The organism is Paracoccus liaowanqingii (assembly GCF_004683865.2).
Classification (GTDB): Bacteria; Pseudomonadota; Alphaproteobacteria; order Rhodobacterales; family Rhodobacteraceae; genus Paracoccus; species Paracoccus liaowanqingii.
Genome location: NZ_CP040761.1, coordinates 105,511 through 125,471, shown reverse-complemented (window position 1 = coordinate 125,471; position 19,961 = coordinate 105,511). Strand labels below are relative to the sequence as shown.

Annotated in this window: 15 protein-coding genes; 11 read left to right on the top strand and 4 right to left on the bottom strand. The window is 62.9% G+C overall.

The window, feature by feature from the left end; genetic code table 11:
* Positions 1-84 precede the first annotated feature (84 nt).
* Together E4191_RS18130 and E4191_RS18125 are read right to left on the bottom strand one after the other, a co-directional pair.
* On the bottom strand, positions 85-753 hold the full coding sequence (locus E4191_RS18130) for a GntR family transcriptional regulator (protein WP_139615846.1): 669 nt from the start codon (positions 751-753) through the stop codon (positions 85-87).
* Positions 754-816: 63 nt separating this feature from the next.
* The gene (locus tag E4191_RS18125) at positions 817-1,512 is read right to left on the bottom strand and encodes a GntR family transcriptional regulator (protein ID WP_228461828.1); all 696 of its coding nucleotides are present in this window, start codon (positions 1,510-1,512) and stop codon (positions 817-819) included.
* A 154-nt stretch (positions 1,513-1,666) separates the two neighbouring features.
* Here E4191_RS18125 and E4191_RS18120 point away from each other — a divergent pair, with 154 nt between their 5' ends.
* The 8 genes from E4191_RS18120 (at position 1,667) to E4191_RS18085 (ending at position 11,734) form a co-directional block, all read left to right on the top strand.
* Positions 1,667-2,623 carry a tripartite tricarboxylate transporter substrate binding protein gene (locus E4191_RS18120; protein WP_139615844.1) on the top strand — a complete coding sequence of 319 codons (957 nt, stop codon included), beginning with the start codon at positions 1,667-1,669 and terminating at the stop codon, positions 2,621-2,623.
* A gap of 67 nt (positions 2,624-2,690) precedes the next feature.
* A complete protein-coding gene (locus tag E4191_RS18115) occupies positions 2,691-3,155 on the top strand; it encodes a tripartite tricarboxylate transporter TctB family protein (RefSeq protein ID WP_176562800.1) in 465 nt (154 codons plus the stop codon).
* Between the two features lie 10 nt (positions 3,156-3,165).
* A complete protein-coding gene (locus E4191_RS18110; protein WP_139615842.1) occupies positions 3,166-4,695 on the top strand; it encodes a tripartite tricarboxylate transporter permease in 1,530 nt (509 codons plus the stop codon).
* A gap of 26 nt (positions 4,696-4,721) precedes the next feature.
* Positions 4,722-6,455, top strand: a complete 1,734-nt coding sequence (araD, locus tag E4191_RS18105) for an L-arabinonate dehydratase (protein WP_139615841.1) — start codon at positions 4,722-4,724, stop codon at positions 6,453-6,455.
* Positions 6,455-7,351, top strand: a complete 897-nt coding sequence (locus E4191_RS18100) for a dihydrodipicolinate synthase family protein (protein ID WP_139615840.1) — start codon at positions 6,455-6,457, stop codon at positions 7,349-7,351. Before araD ends, E4191_RS18100 begins: the two co-directional genes overlap by 1 nt.
* Positions 7,352-7,361: 10 nt before the next feature.
* Positions 7,362-8,087, top strand: coding sequence for a ribonuclease activity regulator RraA (locus E4191_RS18095; protein WP_139615839.1), 726 nt, complete (start codon positions 7,362-7,364; stop codon positions 8,085-8,087).
* A gap of 2 nt (positions 8,088-8,089) precedes the next feature.
* Entirely contained in the window at positions 8,090-9,604 is a 1,515-nt protein-coding gene (locus tag E4191_RS18090; RefSeq protein WP_139615838.1) for an aldehyde dehydrogenase (NADP(+)), read from the top strand.
* Between the two features lie 705 nt (positions 9,605-10,309).
* Positions 10,310-11,734, top strand: coding sequence for an NCS1 family nucleobase:cation symporter-1 (locus E4191_RS18085; RefSeq protein ID WP_139615837.1), 1,425 nt, complete (start codon positions 10,310-10,312; stop codon positions 11,732-11,734).
* A gap of 575 nt (positions 11,735-12,309) precedes the next feature.
* On the opposite strand, the gene E4191_RS18080 is transcribed toward E4191_RS18085, so the two are convergent.
* The gene (locus E4191_RS18080; protein WP_139615836.1) at positions 12,310-13,959 is read right to left on the bottom strand and encodes an alpha-glucosidase; all 1,650 of its coding nucleotides are present in this window, start codon (positions 13,957-13,959) and stop codon (positions 12,310-12,312) included.
* Between the two features lie 127 nt (positions 13,960-14,086).
* Complete coding sequence (locus E4191_RS18075; protein WP_228461827.1) at positions 14,087-15,187, bottom strand: SDR family oxidoreductase; 1,101 nt, start codon at positions 15,185-15,187, stop codon at positions 14,087-14,089.
* A 99-nt stretch (positions 15,188-15,286) separates the two neighbouring features.
* On the opposite strand from E4191_RS18075, the gene E4191_RS18070 reads away from it, so the two are divergent.
* The 3 genes from E4191_RS18070 to recD2 all read left to right on the top strand — a co-directional run bounded on the left by E4191_RS18070 (position 15,287) and on the right by recD2 (position 19,888).
* Positions 15,287-16,957, top strand: a complete 1,671-nt coding sequence (locus E4191_RS18070) for an alpha-amylase family protein (protein WP_139615835.1) — start codon at positions 15,287-15,289, stop codon at positions 16,955-16,957.
* 325 nt (positions 16,958-17,282) lie between these two features.
* Positions 17,283-17,678 (top strand): DUF2934 domain-containing protein, encoded by a 396-nt coding sequence (locus tag E4191_RS24895; RefSeq protein ID WP_139615834.1) that lies wholly within the window; start codon positions 17,283-17,285, stop codon positions 17,676-17,678.
* A 23-nt stretch (positions 17,679-17,701) separates the two neighbouring features.
* The gene (gene recD2 / locus E4191_RS18060; RefSeq protein WP_139615833.1) at positions 17,702-19,888 is read left to right on the top strand and encodes an SF1B family DNA helicase RecD2; all 2,187 of its coding nucleotides are present in this window, start codon (positions 17,702-17,704) and stop codon (positions 19,886-19,888) included.
* Positions 19,889-19,961: the final 73 nt, after the last annotated feature.

The window sequence follows — 19,961 nt, the reverse complement described above, 5'->3', positions numbered from 1 at the left end:
TGGCTCGCTCTCGGCTTTTTTGATCTTCTAGAAACGGGTGACGGAAGCCGTCGTGATTTCGGCCAGGGTCGAGGGATCGGCCTGCTACCGCGCGGCGGACGTGAAGTATTGCGGATCCTGAGCGGTCAAACGTTCACCGAAGAGAATAGACTGCGAAAGATGTTGGCGCATCGCTTGGGCTGCTCCTGCCGGGTCTCCTTGGCCAATTGCCTGAGCGATACTGCGGTGATCGGACAGAATTTGGCGCGCTTTCTCCGGTTGCATAAGGTGCAGCGCGCGAAGGCGGTCTATATGGATGCTCTCGCGCCGGATCATCCGCTGCACCTGCATCAGCCCGGCGTGGCGGAAGAGCGCGTCGTGGAGGGCCTGATCCAGTGTGCCGAACGCCTTCAGCCGGTCCTCCGCCGCCTCGACGGCTTGCAAGTCGATCAGCTGCCACAGTTCGTCGGCCAGTCCCGCCGGCGGCCTTGCCGCCAGTTGCGCAGCGATCTCGACCTCAACGGCGCTGCGCAGGAAGTGCGTCTGCCGCGCCAGATCCAGATCAATCCGGCTGACCGAGGTGCGAGCCTGAGGGTGGATCTGGACCAGCCCCTCGTCCTGGAGCCGCAGCAGGGCGTCGCGCAAGGGCGTGGAGCTGATGCCATAGCGCGCCGACAGGTCCGCCCGCGACAAGGCCGCGCCGGGGGCAAGGTCAAGCGACAGGATGCGGGCGCGCAGATCCTCGATGATCCCCGGGCCGGGCTGAACATTCATGGTTTGGTTCTCATGGGTCGGTGCAAAACACGATGGCGACGATCAATCCTAATCCCTCGGGCCTCATCGCTCAAGATCCGGCTGCCCGTCGGGGCCGGGGCGGAACAGCTCGGGCCGTTCTCGCAGCTGGCGTTCCATGAACTCCAGCGACCCCGCGACATGTGCGCGCAGCAGCGAGGCCGCGCGATCAGCATCGCCCGCGGCCACTGCTTCGACGATGGCCTCGTGCTGCGCCAGGGGGGCAGTCACTCCGCCGCGCAAGCTGCCCTGAAGAAAGCGAACCCGGTCCAGATGCCCTTTCTTGGCATGGATCACCCCCCACAGTTCGGCCAGGCCGCAGGCGTCGAACAGCGCCTCGTGGAAGAGGTCGTCCAACAGGATGAACCCCGCCCGGTCGTCACGCGCGGCCAGGATCTTCTGGTCCAGCAGGATGGCGCGCACCGCGTCCAGATCGCGCCGGGGCTGCAGCGTCAGGCGCCGGATTACCGGGACCTCGAGGTTCTCGCGCAGGAAATGCGCCAGACGCACGTCGCGCGGCGAGATCTGAGCGACGAAGGTGCCATGCTGGGGCGCCACCGTGATCAAGCCATGTTCGGCCAGCCGCAGGATCGCCTCCCGCAAGGGCGTCCGGCTGACGCCGAAGGTCTCGCACAGATCCTTCTCGATCAGCGGTTGGCCAGGCTGGAGATCTTGCGTCACGATCATGTGGCGCAGGTGGTCATGGACCAGATCCGCCCGCGTGCGTCGCCGTGCCTGCATCTGCATCTTCGTTTCGTGCTCCCGTCCAACACTCCGACCGCTGCCAGCATTCCGTGCGCTGCGCAACGTTGAACACGGTTGCGCATCACGCACAAATATACTAGTGCGTTATCTGTGGGGAGAGGCCCATACGATCTTCAGGGAGGAAGTTGCGATGAAAACCACTGTTCTTTTGGCACTCACGACTGCGGCGGCAGGCGTCATGGCAACTGGCGCCTTGGCGCAGACGGCATGGCCCGAGCGCACCATTAACGTCATCATCGGTGCTAGCCCCGGCGGCGATACCGATTTCAACGCCCGCACCATGGCGCGGTATTTCGAGGAGATCACCGGCACCGGTATGGTCATCACCAACATGCCCGGCGGCGGCGCGACCATCGCGACGTCAGCCGTGCGCGAGGCCGATCCCGATGGCTATACCATGCTGTTCGGCCATACCGGCCACCTGATCGTGACCGAGGTCTCGGGCCTTGCCGATTACGGCATCGACGAATTCGAGATCTGCTGCATCCCCGCCATCGACCAAGGCGCCGTCTTCGTGGCCAGCGCCGCGTCGGAACTGACCTCGGTCGCCGACGTCACGGCGCGCGAGCCAGGCAGCGTGACCTTCGGCACCGAATTCGGCGGCTATTCGCATCTGCAGGGCCTGATCTTTCAGGAAGGCACAGGGGCGGAGATGACCATCGTCGACACGGGCTCGGCCTCCGAAAAGATCGCCTCGCTGCTGGGCGGTCGCATCGATCTGGCGGGCATCGCCTATGGTGCGGTGCAGGATTATGTCGAGGCGGGCCAGATGGTCGTGCTGGGCCAGCCCAACGAAGAGCGCAATCCGCTGCTGGGCGATGTCCCGACCTTCGCCGAACAGGACGTCGATTTCATCATGAACAATCCGTATATCATCGCCTTCCCCGATGGCACCGATCCGGAGATCGTCGCCAAGATGGGTGAAGTGATGGCCCAGATTGCCGAAGTTCCGGAATATGCGGAGGATCTGGAGCAGGGCTTCAAGCAGCCCGTGGCCTTCCTGCCCCAGGACGAGGCGATGACCCGCCTGAACGAGATCCGCGACGCCTACATGCCCTATCGCGAGGCGCTGCAGGCCGCACGCTGATCCGCAGGCTGCGGCGCGGCAAGGTCTGCGCCGCAGGCTGATGTACCATTTAGGGGAGGGCAGCCGCATGCGGCTCAAGGATGTGATCGTGGGCGCCGCGATGACCGGCGCGGGCATCGCCTATCTGCGCATGGCGGGCAACCTGCCTGAACGCGAGGGGGTCGATGCGGCCACCGTGCCGGGCATGCTGGCCTGGATGATGATTGCGCTCGGGCTGATCGAGATGGTCGGAGCGTGGCGGCGCCAGCCTTCCCCGACCGCGCGAACCGGGCGCGAGGGGATCGTGACCGTCATGCTGACCCTGCTGCTGATCGCGGGGTTCATCGCCGCGCTGCGGCCTTTGGGCTTTCCGCTGGCCACGGCGCTTTACCTGTTCCTGCAGTTCCTGGTCCTGACGCCGCGCGAAACCCGTCCTCCGGTGCCGCTCTATGCAGGGCTGGCCGTTGCCTCTGCCGCGGTGATCTTCATGACCTTCCGCTTCGGCTTTGACCTTTTGTTGCCCGCCGGCCCGCTGGTCGCGTGGCTGAACTGAAAGTGGACCCATGTTCGATCTTCTGATCCAGGGCTTCGCGGCCGTCCTGTCGCCGCAGATCTTCGCGCTGATGGTTGCGGGCACCGTGGTGGGCATCATCTTCGGGGCCGTGCCCGGCCTGACGGCCGTCATGGCCATCGCGCTGTGCCTGCCCATGACCTATGGGCTGGGGCCGGCTGCCGGCATCAGCCTGCTGATCGCACTCTTCGTGGGCGCGACATCCGGTGGTCTGATCTCGGCCATCCTTTTGAAGATCCCCGGTACTCCGTCGTCGATCGCCACAACCTTTGAGGGCGGCCCGATGATGGAAAAGGGCGAGGGTGCCAAAGCGCTTGGCGTGGGCATCGTGTTCTCGTTTCTGGGCACCATTGCCTCGATCGCCGCGCTGGCCTTCATTGCGCCGTCACTGGCGCGGATCGCGCTGACCTTCGGGCCGCATGAATACTTCGCCATTGCGGTGTTTTCGCTGACCCTGATCGCCACGCTGTCCTCGGGCTCGATGGCCAAAGGGATCTTTGCAGGCGTGCTGGGATTTGCGGTGTCCACCGTAGGCATCGCCCCGGTCGATGCGACGACCCGGTTCACCTTTGGACAAGTCGAGCTGAACGCAGGCTTTTCCATCCTGACCGTGCTGGTGGGCATGTTCGCCGTGGCCGAGATCATCAAGGTGGCCGAGACCTCGCGCAGCCAGATCGCCGGGACCGCGCCGATGATCGTCAAGATCAAGGGCTTCGGCTTCACGATGGCCGAATTTCTGGGCCAGATCCCCAATGCCACACGCTCGGCCCTGATCGGCATCGGCATCGGCATCCTGCCGGGCATCGGGGCGGGCACGTCGAACATCATCGCCTATATCGCGGCCAAGAAGCGGTCCAAGACCCCCGAGAAGTTCGGCACCGGCACCATCGAGGGCATCGTGGCCCCCGAGACCGCGAACAACGCCGGCATCGGCGCCGCGATGATCCCGCTGCTGACGCTTGGCATTCCGGGCGACGCGGTCACCGCGATCATGCTGGGCGGGCTGATGATCCACGGCATCCAGCCGGGACCGATGCTGTTCATCACGCAGGCGCCGCTCGTCTATACGATCTTCGCGGCGCTGATCGTTTCGGCCTTCCTGATGCTGGTGCTGGAATTCTGGGGCCTGCGCATCTTCATCAAGCTGCTGGCCATCCCCAAGCATATCCTGTTGCCGGTCATTCTGGTCCTGTGCGCGGTCGGCGCCTTCGGCCTGGCCAGCCGCATCTTCGACATCTGGACGATCCTGGCCTTTGGCGTGCTTGGCTTCGCCTTCGTCAAGGCGGGCATTCCGACAGCGCCCTTCATCATTGGCTTTATCCTTGGCCCGATGGCGGAAACCAGCTTCCGCCGCGGGCTGCAACTGTCGCGCGGCGACTACACGGGGTTTCTGACCAACCCGATCTCGGGGGTCTTCCTCGTGCTCGCGGTGCTGTCGATCCTCTGGCAGCTCTATGGCGAGTACCGCATGTCGCGGCGTCCGGATGCCGACAATCCCCTGAAACTCGGCGGTGAAGAATGACCGCCCCCGCCACCTCCGGAGATGACATGACCCAGAAGACCCCCGCCGACCTGCGTTCCGCCCGCTGGTTCGCCCCCGACGACCTGCGCAGCTTCGGCCACCGGTCGCGGATGATGCAGCTGGGCTATTCCGAGGCCGATTTCATGGGTCGCCCGATCATCGGCATCCTGAACACCTGGTCCGAACTGAACAGCTGTCATTCGCATTTCCGCGAGCGCGCGGCGGATGTGAAGCGCGGCGTGCTGCAGGCGGGGGGTCTGCCGGTCGAGCTGCCCTCTCTGTCAGTAGATGAAAGCTTCAACAAGCCGACCTCGATGCTCTATCGCAATCTGCTGGCGATCGAGACCGAGGAACAGATCCGCGCCCATCCGCTGGACGGGGTGGTGCTGATGGGCGGCTGCGACAAGACCACGCCGGGGCTGGTCATGGGCGCGCTGACGGCGGGCGTACCGATGATCTATCTGCCCGCGGGCCCGATGCTGTCGGGCCATTATGCAGGGGCGCGTCTCGGGTCGGGCTCGGATGCGTGGAAATACTGGGACGAACGGCGCGCGGGCAATATCGGCGCCACCGAATGGCAGGGGCTGCAGGGCGGCATTGCGCGGTCCGCGGGCGTCTGCATGACCATGGGCACGGCCAGCACGATGACCGCCATTGCCGATGCGATGGGGCTGACCCTGCCCGGCGCCTCCTCGGTGCCGGCGGTCGATAGCGGCCATCAGCGCATGGCTGCCGATTGCGGGCGCCGCATCGTCGACATGGTGTGGGAGGATCTAACGCCGGACCGCATCGTCACCGCCGCCGCCGTCAGGAATGCCGCCATCGTGGCAATGGCCACGGGCTGTTCCACCAATGCCGTGGTCCACTTGATCGCCATGGCACGGCGCGCGGGCGTCGATCTGACGCTGGACGATCTGGACGCACTTGGCCGCGAGACACCTCTGGTCGCCAATGTCCGCCCTTCGGGCAAGGATTACCTGATGGAAGACTTCTTCTATGCGGGGGGCCTGCGCGCGCTGATGAAGCAGATCGAGGAGCGGCTGGACCTGACCGCCCTGACCGTCACTGGCAAGACCATGGGCGAGAACCTCGAGGGCGCCGTGGTCCACAACGACGATGTGATCCGGCCCCTGTCGAACCCGGTCTATCACGAGGGCTCGCTTGCGGTGCTGCGCGGCAATTTGTGCCCCGACGGTGCGGTCATCAAGCCCGCTGCCTGCGACGCGAAATACCACATCCACGAGGGCCCGGCGCTGGTCTTCGACAGCTATCCCGAGATGAAGGCGGCGGTGGATGACGACGATCTGGACGTGACGCCCGACACGGTGATGGTGCTGAGGAATGCCGGGCCCCTTGGCGGCCCCGGCTTTCCGGAATGGGGCATGCTGCCCATCCCCAAGGCGCTGATCCGGCAGGGCCACCGCGACATGCTGCGCATCTCGGATGCGCGCATGTCTGGCACTTCCTACGGCGCCTGCGTGCTGCATGTCGCCCCCGAGGCCTATATCGGCGGCCCGCTGGCATTGCTGAAGACCGGCGACATCGTGCGGCTGGATCTGCCCGCGCGGCGTCTGGACATGCTGGTTCCCGAGGAGGAGATCGCGGCCCGCCGCGTCGCCTGGACCCCGCCCAAGCCTCATTACGAACGTGGCTATGGCTGGATGTTCTCGCAACATGTGACGCAGGCCGACAAGGGCTGCGATTTCGATTTCCTCGAGCGTGGCTTCGGCCCCTCGGCAGGCGAGCCGGAGATCTTCTGATGATGACGCTGGATCAGGCCCTGACAGGCATCTCGGGCATCCTCGTGACGCCCTATGACGCGGCGGGCGATGTCGCGCCCGCGCGGCTGGCGCCCCTTCTGGACCGCGCCCTAGCGGCGGGCCTGCACATGCCGGTCGTGAACGGCAATACGGGCGAATTCTACGCCCTGACCACGGACGAGGCCTGCACGATGGTCCGGGAGGTCGCCGGGCTGATCGACGGTCGCGCGCCGCTGCTGGCAGGCGTGGGTCGGGGCTTGCGCGATGCGCAGCGGCTGGCACGCGCCTCGGCCGATGCGGGGGCTGCGGCGCTGATGATCCATCAGCCGCCCGATCCCTTCGTGGCCCCGCGCGGCGTGGTGGATTACCTGCATGCCATGTCGGACGCCTCGGGCGGGCTGCCTATGATGATCTATCTGCGCAACGATGCCATCGGCACCCGCGCCATCGCCGATCTCTGCGCCGTGCCCGGCGTGCGCGGCGTGAAATGGGCCACGCCGAACCCGCAGAAGCTGGCCGAGGCCCGCGCCGCCTGCGATCCGTCGATTGTCTGGGTCGGCGGGCTGGCCGAGGTCTGGGCGCCGACCTTCTATGCGGTGGGCGCGCGGGGCTTCACCTCGGGGCTGATCAATGTCTGGCCCGAACATTCCGTGGCCATCCATGCGGCCTTAGAGGCCGGCGACTATCACGCCGCCAATGCCCTGATCGACCGCATGCGTGTCTTCGAAGACATCCGCGCGCAGGAAATGAACGGCACCAATGTCACCGGCGTCAAGGCCGCGTTGATCGCGCAGGGCCATGATTGCGGCCCCACCCGGGCCCCCTCGGCCTGGCCCCTGACGGCCGGGCAGCAATCCGATTTGGATGGCTTTCTGGCCGCCAATCACCTGATTTGAAGGACAGACAATGAGCGATTACATCCTCTCTGACGACACCCGTGACAAGCTGAAGAAGGTGTCGACAGCCTCGGTCGCGACGGCCCTGTTCAAGCGGGGCTTGCGCAATCAGTTCGTGCAAGGCGTCCTGCCGGTCGAACGCAAGCCTGTCACCATGGTCGGTCAGGCCTTTACCCTGCGCTATATTCCGGCGCGCGAGGACCGCAATCCGCTGACCGTCTTTCGCGACCGCGATCACAAGCAGCGCGTAGCGGTTGAGACCTGCCCGCCGGGCCATGTGCTGGTCATGGATGCCCGCAAGGATGCCCGCGCTGCCACTGCGGGGTCGATCCTGATCACCCGATTGGCCCTGCGCGGCGCGGCCGGGGTCGTCTCGGACGGCGGCGTGCGCGATGCGACGGGCATCGGCGCGCTGGACATGCCGGCCTATTTCGCCCGCCCCTCGGCGCCGACGAACCTCACCCTGCACGAGGCCATCGATATTAACGTGCCGATCAGCTGCGGCGACGCACCGGTCTTTCCGGGAGACGTGATGCTGGGCGATGGCGACGGGGTGATGGTGATCCCCGCCCATCTGGCGGACGAGATCGCGGACGAGTGCAGCGGAATGGAGTCCTTCGAGGACTTTGTGCTGGAGCAGGTGAACAACGGCGCGGCGATCATCGGTCTCTATCCGGCGACGGATGAGGCAAATCTGACGAAATACGCCGAATGGCGTGAACGGACAGGACGTTGAACATGACCCATACCCCCCATGGCGACCATTTGATCGCCGGCGAGAAGATCCGAAGCGAGACCCGCTTTTCCTCGGCGCCCGCTGAAGGGCAAGCGCATGAGTTCTCGGTCGGCAATCCCGAACTGGTCGCGCAGGCATGTGCTGCCGCACATGCCGCCTTCGAGGAGTTCTCAGCCACCACGCGCGAAGAGCGGGCCACGCTGCTGGACGCCATCGCCGACGAGATCGAGGCCCGGGCGGACGCCATTACCGCAATCGGAAGCGCTGAGACCGGACTTCCGACGGCACGTTTGCAGGGCGAGCGGGGCCGCACCACCGGCCAGCTGCGCCTGTTTGCCGACCATATCCGCAAGGGCGATTATCTGGACCGCCGCCACGATGTGGCGCTGCCCGACCGCCAGCCGCTGCCCCGTCCCGATCTGAGGATGATGCAGCGACCCATCGGCCCGGTCGCGGTCTTTGGCGCCTCGAACTTTCCGCTGGCCTTCTCGGTTGCGGGTGGGGACACGGCCGCCGCACTCGCCGCCGGCTGCCCGGTCGTCGCCAAGGGCCACAGCGCCCATCCGGGCACCGGTGAGGTCGTGGCTGACGCCGTCGTCGCGGCCATTTCCCGCTGCGGTCTGAACCCCGGGATCTTCAGTCTGGTGCAAGGCGGCAAGCGGGATGTGGGCGAGGCGCTGGTCACCGATCCGCGCATCAAGGCCGTGGGCTTCACCGGATCCCTAGGTGGGGGCAGGGCGCTCTATAACCTCTGCGCCAGCCGCCCCGAGCCGATCCCGTTTTTCGGAGAGCTGGGCAGCGTGAACCCGATGTTCGTTCTGCCCGAGGCCGCTTCCGCGCGCGGGGACCAGATCGGCCAGGGCTGGGCCGCCAGCCTGACCATGGGCGCGGGCCAGTTCTGCACCAATCCGGGCATCGCCGTCGTGATCGATGGGGCCGACGCCGATGCCTTCGCCAACGCCGCAAAGGAGGCGCTGGCGGGCGCGGCTCCGCAGGTCATGCTGACCGACGGCATGGCAGAGGCGTATCGCAGCGGTGCCGCGCGCGTGGGGGCGGGCAAGGGCGTGCGCTCTCTTGTGACGACGACCTGTGAGGCCCGTCAGGCCTCGCCCTATCTCTTCGAGGTCTCGGCCGAGGACTGGCTGGAGAACCACGATCTGGCCGAAGAGGTTTTCGGACCGCTCGGTTTGATCATCCGTGTGCGCGACGCGATGCAAATGGAAAAGGTCTCTCGCAGCTTCGGGGGCCAGCTGACCACGACGCTGCAGATGGATGACGGCGACACCGTTCTGGCCCGCAGTCTCCTGCCGGTGCTGGAACGCATGGCCGGCCGCGTGCTGGCCAACGGTTTCCCGACCGGTGTCGAGGTGGCCGACAGTATGGTTCACGGCGGCCCTTATCCGGCCAGTACCAATTTTGGCGCCACCTCGGTCGGCACCCTCTCAATCCGGCGCTTCCTGCGTCCGGTTTGCTACCAGAATTTGCCTGAGGCTTTGTTGCCGGAAGATCTGCACTGACAACTTATGGGCGATCCGGGCTTGCTGGCTCGCCCTGTTTTATAGAAACAAGGGCTGCGAAGCAGTCTTTCTGCAAACCGTGATTATCGCCAATCGCTATAGGGCATCGGCGCGGAGAGCGTTGATAAGGGCGCATATGGAGCAAGCTAGAGTTTCAACGATCAAATGGCAAGGCCTCCAACTCCGCAACTTCACGACAAAGCCGGTAGGGCAACGCAGCACAAGAGGGGTCACTACCCGTCTACCAGTCACTAGAACCCATATTTGCGCCCGTGCTTTTGATTTACTGTTGAGCGCAAATCGGATACGGCATGCATCTGAGACAGGTGAAAATTAACAGAGCACGCGAACACGTCCTTCTTCCTTGGCACGACAAAGCAATTTGTCCGCGTCCCTGATCGAGAAATGAATATCTTCATCCATACGCATTCGGATCAACCCGCCAGAAAACGTGAATGTGAAGACAAAGCCTTCGGATCAGTGTTTTGTACGCAAGATCATCGACTGCAATAAAAAAAGCCGAAATTTTTGGGAATTGTCTTGGTCCCGATTGCGGTATCCGTACAGACAATTATAAATCAGGATGCTAGCAATCACTTCTACTTGCGAATGATATGTTCATCTGTACCACTGATGAACGGGTAACGCTTTCCCGAACCGTCCCATTGGGCTAGCCCCGAGAAGGGATCCATCAGTGAGGGTTCTATGCATAATGCCACGCCTGAAGCACAGCCACTTCCTTCAGACCACAATACTTTAAGTCCGGTTTCGCCTCACGAAAAGACCTGGGGCTGGTTCGCCATATTTAACGTATGGGCAAATGACGTGCAGTCGTTGTTCGGCTACAGCCTAGTCGCATCCCTATTTATTTCATATGGCGTCAGCGGGTGGACAGCCTTCGCGGCCCTGATTGCCGCCGGCTTATTGGTTATGTTTCTGGTAAATCTATCCGGGGCTGCAGGCGAAAAATACGGCATACCATATCCCGTATTTGCTCGTGCCAGCATGGGGATAAAAGGTGCTCGACTACCTGCGTTACTTCGCGCGATTGTGGCAGTTTTCTGGTACGGTGTGCAGGTCTATTTTGCTTCCACCGCTCTGGCCCTGCTAATAAAGTCGTTGACCGGAGTAACGGACGGTGCGCCGATCATGGGGTTAAGCAGCATCGACTGGATATCGTTCCTCTTGGTATGGATCTTTCACATTCTCATCTTCTGGCGAGGCATGGGCTGGGTTGAGACATTCCTAAACATCGCTGGACCCTTCGTCTATCTGGTGATGATCGGTCTTGTCATCGTGCTTTGGAACCGGTCGGACGGACAACTACTTGCGCAGACCCAAACCATTTTCTCGAACCCCGAGGGAACATGGGGGACAGAGATCGCGGGGTTTATCGCCATCGTCGGCACAATGGTAGCCTACTTTGCAGCGGTGATGATCAATTTTAGCGATTTTGCGCGCTTTGCTCGGAACAAGCGGGCGATGACCTTGGGCAACCTGACCGGGCTGCCCCTGAACATGATCCTGTTTTCCGCCCTTGCACTGCTCACAACGGCAGGCGCTGCGGTTGTCTATGGAGAGGCTCTAATCAATCCGACCGAGATCGTCGAGCGCACCGACAGTGTCGTCCTAGCAATCGTCGCAGCAATCACGTTCTTTGCCGCCACCGTCGGGATCAATCTTGTCGCAAACTTCATTCCCGCAGTGAACGGTATCGCGAACCTGGCCCCCACGCGCATCGGCTTCAGAACTGCCGGAATGATCACATCCGTCTTCGCCTTAGTCATCGGTGGATTCTGGACCAGCTTTATCAGCCAAGTCGGCATCGACGGTTTCGTTAACACGCTTGGGGCAACTTTGGCGCCTCTTTACGGGATCCTGATCGTCGACTATTATCTAGTTCGAAAGCAACAGCTGAACCTAGGCGACCTTTACCGCACTGACGGCGGGCTTTATCATTATGGCAACGGCTGGAACGACAATGCGCTGGTCGCATTTGGGGTTGCCGCGATCTTCTCGGTAGCAGCGGTCTGGATGCCGTTTCTAAGCCAGCTTTCCGGCTACGCGTGGCTTATTGGTGCGATCCTTGGGGGGGTTATCTATTTAGCGCGGACCCGAACCCCACAGTAGTCGAAATCGCTGGAAATAGCGTCATTAGAGATCCCGGCTACTTGGCCGGGATCATTCATTTCCGAGTTAGTCTAGTATATTTAAGCCCTTGTGCCCGATCAGCAATTTTACTTTCTAACGATGACATCATATGGCTGTAATTTTGTTCTGCGAGAAAAGCTATCCTAGATAGTTATTTCCTAGCCTGATGTAAAGTCTGCAACCGGTATTATAGATGAGGGCGCATATCGGATTGGCCGACATCTTATAGGTCGCTACGTTAACAGCTCTATGCCGAGTTGACGTGTCTTGGCACTCTTAAGGTGAGTTTCGACACCAAGCAAAAAATGAATTGAAAGATCCACTGAAAATTCATGACCACTAGGCGACAGTTGCATTTCCAAACGTGGCTGGCCCAATGTTGATTGCTAGCCCTGCTGAAGACCTCACGGCAGCTACCACAGAACGAGCATTTGTAATTGCTGCTGCACCTTTGCAGCTCTGCAAAAATCTCCTTTGAACAGTTGATCCTGTTTTGCATTACCTTTGGAAAACCGAACAGCACGTTCCAGCACTTCCCAACGCCCGCTGCAATATCAAGTGATGTCGCCCAGAGTCACGACCGCCTCCCATGGGTCGAGAACGATAGGGCCGGCCGGAATTGCCTCGCGTGGGTGCACGGTGCAGATCAGGCATGTCTGGCCGCCGGCGAGGCCTGGCGGGATCTCTGCGTGAGCTGGCTGGGACGAGATGTTGCACAGGACCGACAGCCGCTGGTGTTCCCATTCGCGGGTATAGGCCCAGATCTGCGGGTGATCCTCCAGCCAAGGCACGAAACGGCCCCGCACGATCACGTCGTGTTGCTTGCGCAAGGCGATGAGGTGTCGATAATGCGCTAGGACCGACATTGGATCATCGCATTGCGCCGCGACATTGATCGTGGCGTTGTTCGGGTTGATTGCGATCCATGGGTCGCCCGTGGTGAACCCTGCACCCGGCGACGCGTCCCACTGCATTGGCGTGCGCGCATTGTCCCGCGCGGTGACGGCGGCGCCCTCCAGAAACTGATGCTCGGGCAGGCCCTGTTCCCGCGTTTCGCGATGCATGTTGATCAGTTCGATGTCGCGGTAATGGGTGATCCGGGTGAACCCCGCATTCGTCATACCGATCTCTTCGCCCTGGAAGACGAAGGGCGTCCCGCGCATCAGGTGGATGGCCGTGGCGAGGGCTTTGGCAGACCGGTCCCGCCACTTTTCCGTGTCACCATAGCGAGAGACGGAGCGCGGCAGGTCGTGATTGTTCAGGAACAGCGAGTTCCAGCCGTCCCCCTCCAAAGCCTGCTGCCAGTCCGTCCAGACCTTCTTGAAGGCCACCAGATCAAGCGGCTGCGGGCGCCACTTGCCGTGCTTGGCGTCCCAGCCCGCGACGATGTGCTGGAACTGGAACACCATGTCCAGCTCCTTTCGGTCGCGTCCGCAGTACAGCAATGCCGTCTCCCGGGTCACGTTCCAGCTTTCGCCGACCGTCACGACATCGCGCCCTGCCAGAACCTCACGGTGCATCTCCTGCAGGAACCCGTGCAGATAGGGCCCCTCGACGATCAGGTCGCGGTCGATATCCTTGCCGATGAGGTCGATGACATCCATGCGGAAGCCGCGCACGCCCCGGTCCAGCCACCACCGCATCATGGTGTAGATCGCATCGCGCACCGCGGGGTTCTGCCAGTTCAGATCCGGCTGCTGTGGCGAAAAGAGGGTGAAGACATAGCGTCCGACTTCCGGAACGTAGGTCCAGACCGGACCACCGAAATAGGCGCGTCGATCATCGGGGGCGCCACCATCCGGCGCGGGATCGCGCCAGTAGTAATAATCGTGATAGGCGGATGCGCGGTCCAGCTTGGCCGCCAGGAACCACGGATGCTGGTCAGAACTGTGGTTGACCACCAGATCCATGATGATGCCGATGTCGCGCCGATCCGCTTCGGCGACCAGCCGGTCGAAGTCCTCCAAGGTGCCGAAATCCGGCGCGATATCCTGGTAATTCGAGATGTCATAGCCGTTGTCGGCCATCGGCGAGCCATAGACCGGCGACAGCCAGATCAGGCCGATGCCCAGGTCCGCCAGATGATCCAAGCGCCCGATGATGCCCGGGATATCGCCCACTCCGTCGCCGTCGGCATCGGCGAAGCTGCGCGGATAGATCTGATATACGGTGCGGTCCAGCCACCACGGCGCCTGTCGGGTCATTCGGCCTCCTTCGGGAACAGTCCTGCGGGCATTCTGGTCATCGTTCGCAGGGCGATCATCCGCATCGTTGCGCCAGGATGCGGTCGGCATTGAAATGGGCCACGCGTTCCTCGACCGGACGATCGTCTCACCACGGTGAAGACCGGGTGTTCCGGTCCTTCTCCTTGAGATCAAACAGCGTCCTGACGACGCCATAAGTGACGAGGCATGCAATCGCAGCTGCTCCCGCACGCAGGCGGGCCGGGCGGTAGGCTGAGACATACGTCCGCGCAGCCTCGCCAAACCGCCCGGACGCACCGTAGTCGACCTGATCGTCCATCGGCTCGAACAGGTTGTCCGGCCTGTCGTCATCCGGCTCTTCGGTCTGCTGCCCGGAATACGCTTGGCGTGCGAGGACCTTGTCAACAAGCGCAGGCGCGGCGGCATCTGCCAGGATGGCCTGCACGGCCGAACCCGCCAGCCAGACCTCCCTTGGCGCCTCAAGCGCCGCGCGATAGATCGCATGGGCGATTGCCTCAGGGTGGTGGATCGGCGGCACCGGCTGCGCCTTGTACGGCATCTTGTTGCGCGCCCAGTCAAACTGGGGGGTGTTCACGGCAGGCAGATGTATCTCGGTCAGCCGCACCGGGCTGTTCTCGTGCAAAAGCTCGGCCCGAAGGGCATCCAGAAAGCCGCGCGTCGCGAACTTGGCAGCGCAATACGGCGCCTGCAGGGGAATGCCCCGATAGGCCAGGGCTGAACCGATGCTGACGATCGTCCCGCGACCTTGGCGGTGCATGTGTCGCAAGGCGGCCTGCGTTCCGTAGACTTGACCCAGATAGGTCACCTCGGTCACGCGCCTGAATTCGTCGGGCGTGATGTCGGACACTGGCGCCAGCACGGTCGCCATCGCGGCGTTGATCCACAAATCGATCCGCCCCCAACGGTCCATGACGGTCTGTGCTGCCTGCGCGACTGCTTCGGCATCTGCGACATCGGCGGGCACGATCAATGCGGTGCCTCCCCGGCGCTCGACATCCGCCCGTGCGCCTTCGAGGCCCGCGCGGCCCCGCGCCACCAACCCGACGCACCAGCCATGGGCCGCGAATTCCTGTGCTGTCGCTCTGCCGACACCGGCCGAGGCGCCCGTGATGACCACGACGCGGGGACGTCTGCTGCTGTCACTCATGCTCAGTCTCCTGTCTGCCGTTTCGGGCCAACGCCCGGGGCTGGCTGCGGGTTCGCGCATGTCTTCGAAGGTGTCGATGAACCTGTGCTGCGGCGATCGCGTTCACGCAGGGGTGCCGCGCGTCAGGCGTGGCCGCGATCGCACGGAAAAGGAGCCTGCATGGATATCAGCCGCACAGGCGATGTCTGGTGGAAGAACGCCATCTTCTACTGCCTCGACGTCGAGATCTTTCAGGATGGAAACGGCGATGGCATCGGTGATTTTGCCGGACTGACGCGCCGCATCGATTATCTGGCGGGGCTCGGGGTAACCTGCATCTGGCTCATGCCCTTCTATCCGACAGCGCATCAGGATGACGGCTATGACATCACTGATTACTACGGTGTCGATCGGCGCCTCGGGACGTTGGGTGACCTTGCCGTCTTCCTGCGCACCGCCCGCGATCGGGGCATCCGCGTGATCGCGGACCTCGTGGTCAACCATACGTCGGATCAGCATCCCTGGTTTCTGTCGGCTTGCGAAGATCGAACCTCACCCTACCGCGACTGGTATGTCTGGCGGGACGAGATCCCACCGGGCGGCTCTGATGACCTGGTGTTCCCGGATGAGGAAAACAGCAACTGGGAATGGCACGAGGGGACAGGTCAATACTATCTGCATCGCTTCTACCGCCACCAGCCCGACCTCAACATCAGCAATCCCCACGTCCGGGACGAGATCTGCAAGATCGTCGGCTTCTGGCTCCAGCTTGGGCTGTCGGGGTTCCGCGTCGATGCCGTTCCCTTTCTTCTGGAAACACACGGACTGGACACGCCGGTCGAAACGGACTTTCACGACTGGCTGCGTGACCTGCGCAGTTTTATCGTGCGGCGCTGTGGAGACGCCCTCCTCCTGGGCGAAGTCAATCTGCCGTATCAGGACGTCCGGCGCTTTTACGGGAACGACGGCGGGGGCGAGTTGAACATGTGCCTCGATTTCAACATGAATCAGGCACTCGCGCTGGCACTGGTGCGCGAAGATGCAGGGGCCTTGGTCCACTGCCTTCGGGCGATGCCGCGCCTGCATGTCGATGATGGCTGGGCGCATTTCGCGCGCAATCATGACGAATGGTCCCTGGACAAGCTGACCGAGGCCGAGCGTCAGGACGTGTTTCGTGCTTTTGGCCCCAAGGAGGACATGCAACTGTTCGGCCGCGGGCTTCGCCGGCGCATCCCGACCATGCTGAAGGGAAACGACGACCACATCCGGCTGGTTTACAGCCTTGTTTTTGCACTGCCAGGAGCACCGGTCCTGTTCTACGGAGAGGAAATCGGCATGGCCGAAAATCTGGATATCCCTGGCCGGATGAGCGTGCGCAGCCCGATGCAATGGTCCGACGGGCCGAATGGCGGCTTTTCCACGGCACCAGCGAACGATGTATTTCGGCCAGTTGTTTCAGGCCCCAAATGGGGTCCAAAGGCTATCAATGTTGCCGCGCAGGAACACGAACCGGATTCAATGCTGAACTGGATGGAGCGCCTGATCCGTCGACGGCGCGAAATGCCGGAGGTCGCGTTCGGCCAGTGGAGCTTTATCCCGTTTCCCGACGCTGCGATCTTTGCGCTGCGCTATGATTGGGAAGACCGGACCGTCTTGCTTCTGCACAATCTGGGCAAGCGTCCCTGCAAGACCGAGTGCCAGCTTGATGGCGCCGACGCTTTTGATGGCATGACTGCGATCCTTGGCGACGGGGGCTTTGAGATCACCAGGGACGGCACGATCAGCATCGAGTTGCCCGCCTTTGGAACACTATGGCTTCGAGCAAACGCGGCCGCCCAAGTTCCCTCATAGTGTGGAGAGCAACCCGAAAATATCTGACCCGTGCTGGTGGGGATGGATGAAGATGAATTGTTACGCGAAAGCATGATACGACCTTCAGCGCCGGTGCCTCAAGGCAATCTTGCCGGGAAGGCCGGTGACGGTTCGCCGTATCCTAGGAGGTAATGCAGCAGCACGGTGCACTGCAGGATCACGACTAGCTTCGCGCTGGAGGATCTATTGGAATAGCCGTGTGACCGTGGCACGCTGAACTGCAGATCTTCAACGAGAGGCGTGGCTATCCTGCGGTCTGGGCAGAAAAACGGGATGGTTGCGGTGGTAAAGATGGAGTTTCATCATGGATGACGAACGCACACAAAAGGTCCGGGATCGGGCGCACGCTCTTTGGGAGCAAGCTGGCCGTCCACAGGGTCAGGATGCCGAACACTGGTCACAGGCCGAGCGCGAGATTGCGGCAGAAGGAGACGCAGGGGCGTCCGCCCCGGCCGCGAAGGTCAGGGGCCGGGGGCGCAAGGCGACGACAGCCGGGAGCGAGGTCGCGGACGCACCGAAAGCGAGGCGCGGCCGGCCGCCCAAAGCGGCAGCCGAGGCAGCCACCGAGCCCTCTCCAGATGCCCCGAAAGCGACCCGGGGCCGCAAGCCGAAAGCCGTGGCTGAAGAGGGCGATGTTCCCAAGGCAAAGCGGGGCCGTAAACCGAAGGTGGTCGCCGAAGGAACTGACGCGGCCGAATAGGGGAGCCATGGGATGTGCCGCGCATGACGCCGCAGGCCGACAGCGGAACGGAAGTGTTGGCCGGCCTGGTCGAGCGGGTCACGTTCCACAACGCGGAGACTGGCTTTTGTGTCCTGCGGGTCAAGGCGCGCGGGCATCGGGATCTTGTCACCGTCGTGGGCCATGCCGCGATGATCTCCGCGGGGGAGTGGATCACGGCGTCCGGCATCTGGCTCAACGACCGCACCCATGGTCTGCAGTTCAAGGCGCACTTTCTGAAGACCCATGCACCCTCCACCCGTGAGGGGATCGAAAAGTACCTGGGCTCCGGCATGATCCGCGGGATCGGGCCGGTCTATGCCCGGCGGCTGGTCAAGCAGTTCGGCACCGACGTCTTCGATATCATCGAAGCGACACCGGAACGTTTGCGCGAGGTCGAAGGCATTGGTCCTCTCCGGGCGGCGAAGATTACCACCGGTTGGGCGGACCAGAAGGTCATTCGCGAGATCATGGTCTTCCTGCATCAGCACGCTGTGGGGACAGCGCGCGCGGTGCGGATCTTCAAGACCTACGGCACCGACGCCGTGCAGGTGATGAGCGAGAACCCGTATCGCTTGGCCAGGGACATCCGCGGCATCGGCTTTCGCACGGCAGACACAATCGCAGAAAAGCTCGGGATCGAGAAAACTGCGGTGATACGCCTGCGCGCGGGGGTGTCGTTCGCGCTGGCAGAGGCAATGGGCAACGGCCACTGCGGCCTGCCACGCCTGGAGTTGATTGCGCTTGCGGAAAAGCTTCTCGACGTGCCCGCGACGCTGATCGAGAGCGCCCTGCACGAGGAGCTTGCCGAGGGCACGGTCATCGCAGACCGGGTTGGGGATGCGGAGTGCATCTTCCTGACCGGGCTCTACCAGGCAGAGCGCGCCATCGCAGAGCACCTCCAGCGGATCCGGAGGGCGCCTCTACCCTGGTCGGCAATCGACGCTGACAAGGCCCTGCCATGGATCGAGCAGAAGACGGGCCTGACCCTTGCGGCCAGCCAGGCAGAGGCCATTCGCCTGGCGCTGAGGTCCAAGATCCTGGTGATCACCGGCGGACCCGGCGTGGGCAAGACTACGATCGTGAACTCGATCCTCCGCATTCTGGCCGCGAAGGCTGTGAAGCTTTTGCTCTGCGCGCCGACCGGACGCGCCGCCAAACGCATGTCCGAGGCCACGGGCATGGAGGCCAGGACCATTCACCGGCTCCTGGAGTTCGACCCCAAGGCCTTTGGCTTCAAGCGCAGTGACGAGAACCCGCTTGATTGCGATCTGCTGGTTGTCGATGAGAGTTCGATGGTCGACGTGCTCCTGATGCAGTCACTGATGAAGGCCGTGCCGGGCAGGGCAGCGCTCCTGATCGTCGGCGACATCGACCAGCTTCCCTCTGTCGGGCCCGGGCAGGTCCTTGCAGACATCATCGGCTCCGGTGCCGTGTCGGTGGTTCGGCTGACGGAAGTCTTCCGACAAGCCGCACAAAGCAAGATCATCACCACGGCACACGCCATAAACGCCGGCCGGATGCCGGATCTCACACCACCGGACGCAGAGGCTGACTTCTACTTTGTGCCGGCGGCGGATCCGGAGCAGGCCGTACAGCGCATTGTGGAGCTTGTCAGCAAACGCATCCCTCGCCGGTTCGGCCTCGATCCGATCAGGGACATCCAGGTGCTCTGCCCAATGAACCGGGGCGGTGTGGGCGCTCGCTCGCTCAACATCGAACTGCAGGCCGTCCTGAACCCGGCAGGCGACAAAAAAGTCGAGCGGTTCGGATGGACCTTCGCCCCCGGCGACAAGGTCATGCAGATCGAGAATGACTATGACCGAGAGGTCTATAACGGAGACATCGGATCGATCGAGGACGTTGATCTGAATGAAGGCGAGGTGGCCGTCAACTTCGACGGCCGCACGGTCGTCTTCGCCTTTGGGGAACTGGACACGCTGGTGCCGGCTTACGCCGCGACCATCCACAAGAGCCAGGGCTCGGAGTATCCAGCGGTGGTCATCCCGGTCATGACCCAGCATTACGCCATGCTGCAGCGCAACCTCATCTACACCGGCGTCACCCGCGGCAGGAAGCTGGTCGTGCTGGTGGGTCAGAAGAGGGCCGTGGCCATCGCCGTCAAAAACACCTCGGGGCGCCGCCGCTGGTCAAAGCTCGACGAGTGGCTGGCTGCCGCAAAGCCGGGCTGAGCGGAGGGGCGGTGGCGTCCTCTCTGGCGCGGCCAGTGCCCACCCGCGACCAGAGACTGCAGGGGCGGGTGGT